Origin of the sequence: Dietzia sp. B19, assembly GCF_014145155.1 — a bacterium.
Lineage (GTDB): Bacteria > Actinomycetota > Actinomycetes > Mycobacteriales > Mycobacteriaceae > Dietzia > Dietzia natronolimnaea.
In genome coordinates, this window is the sequence record NZ_JAALED010000544.1 from 1 (window position 1) to 1498 (window position 1498).

A 1498-nucleotide genomic window follows, 5' to 3' on the forward strand; every position below is an offset into this window, starting at 1 on the left:
AAGACCTCCAGCAGCCACAGACCGACAGGCAGGAAGATGGCCTCGGAGATCCCCACCGCGAGGCCGATCAGCGAGGTGGCGCGGCCGAGCATCCCGGGTGGCGCGAGCTCGGCGACCAGTGCGGAGCCGGCGACCGTCATCATGCCGAAGCCCGCCCCACGCACACCGCTGACCGCCAGCACCGCGAACGGCCCGTCGAACAGGGCGAGCAGCCCCGAGGGCAGGCCGAGGAGCGCGCTGCCGATCGCGAGCACCCAACGGTAGCCGATCGCCGCGGTGATCCTCGGGGTGAGCAGTTGGACCAGCACGGTGACCGTCATGAACACACCGGTGGTCGCACCGGCGACCAGCTCGCTGCCCCCGCCCCGGACCACGGCGAGGGGCACCACGGGCAGGAGCAGCGAGAAGCCACCGAAGGCGAGGAGCACCAGGACGAACGCCGCCGGCACACCGGGGGTCCGGGACAGCTGTGCGAACGCGCCCGGCTTCGTGACCCCCGCGGTCACTTCGCCATCACAGAGCGCCCTTGGTCGAGGGGATCCCGCTGATCCGCGGATCCGGCTCGACCGCGGCGCGCAGCGCCCGGGCGACGGCCTTGTACTCCGCCTCGGTGATGTGGTGGGGGTCGCGCCCGTAGTGCACGCGGACGTGCAGCGCGATGCGGGCGTGCGACGCGAGGGTCTCGAACACGTGCCGGTTGAGCACGGTGCCGTACGGCGCGCTGTCGTGGCCCACGACGACGTAGCCGATCATGACGTCGGGCTCCCCCGTGTGGACGCAGTACGGGCGCCCGGAGACGTCGACGACCGCCTCGGCGAGCGTCTCGTCCATCGGGATCGAGCACTGACCGAAGCGGCGGATGCCCCGCTTGTCGCCCAGTGCCTTCCCGAGCGCCTGGCCCAGAACGATGGCGGTGTCCTCGACGGTGTGGTGCGCCTCGATCTCGACGTCGCCCGTCGCGCGGACCGTGAGGTCGAACGCTCCGTGCTGGCCGAACGCGGTGAGCATGTGATCGAAGAACGGGACGCCGGTGGCGATCTCCGTCCGGCCGGTGCCGTCGAGGTCGATCTCGACGACGATCGACGACTCCCTGGTGGTGCGCTCGACGCGACCGACGCGTCCGCCCTGCTCGCTCATCGTCTCTCCCTCGTCGTGGTGATCTCTGTTCCCGCCAACTCGGCGCTCACCTGCAGCAGCCGGTCGTTCTCGCTCTCCAGCCCGATGGTCGCACGAAGACGGCCGGGGATGCCCACGTCGCGGATGAGCACGCCCGCGTCGAGGTAGCGCCGCCACGCGCGGGGCGCGTCCACGAAGGGCCCGTAGAGCACGAAGTTGGCCTCGCTGGGCAGCACGTCGTAGCCGAGCGACTCGAGCCCCGCGGTGACGCGCTTGCGCTCCTCGGCCAGCAGGGCGACCGACGCCAGGGTCTCCTCGGCGTGACGCAGCGCGGCCGCGGCGGCGGCCTGCGCGATCACCGACAGGTGGTACGGCAGGGGGA

The 1498-nt window shown here is 71.8% G+C and carries 3 protein-coding genes; all 3 read right to left on the reverse strand.

Annotated features, from left to right (window positions below; translation table 11 throughout):
- Positions 1–506, reverse strand: a 506-nt coding sequence (locus G6020_RS14805) for an MFS transporter (protein ID WP_182611137.1), incomplete at its 3' end; no start/stop codon positions are given.
- A gap of 7 nt (positions 507–513) precedes the next feature.
- The gene (gene hisB / locus G6020_RS14810) at positions 514–1137 is read right to left on the reverse strand and encodes an imidazoleglycerol-phosphate dehydratase HisB (RefSeq protein ID WP_179525136.1); all 624 of its coding nucleotides are present in this window, start codon (positions 1135–1137) and stop codon (positions 514–516) included.
- A partial coding sequence (locus G6020_RS17245; protein WP_241732746.1) for an aminotransferase class I/II-fold pyridoxal phosphate-dependent enzyme occupies positions 1134–1498 on the reverse strand: 365 nt, incomplete at its 5' end. The genes G6020_RS17245 and hisB, both read right to left, overlap by 4 nt.

Bases quoted from the DNA above. Each gene is read 5' to 3' on its own strand.
- hisB (WP_179525136.1), bottom strand. From the start codon at position 1,137: ATGAGCGAGCAGGGCGGACGCGTCGGTCGCGTCGAGCGCACCACCAGG.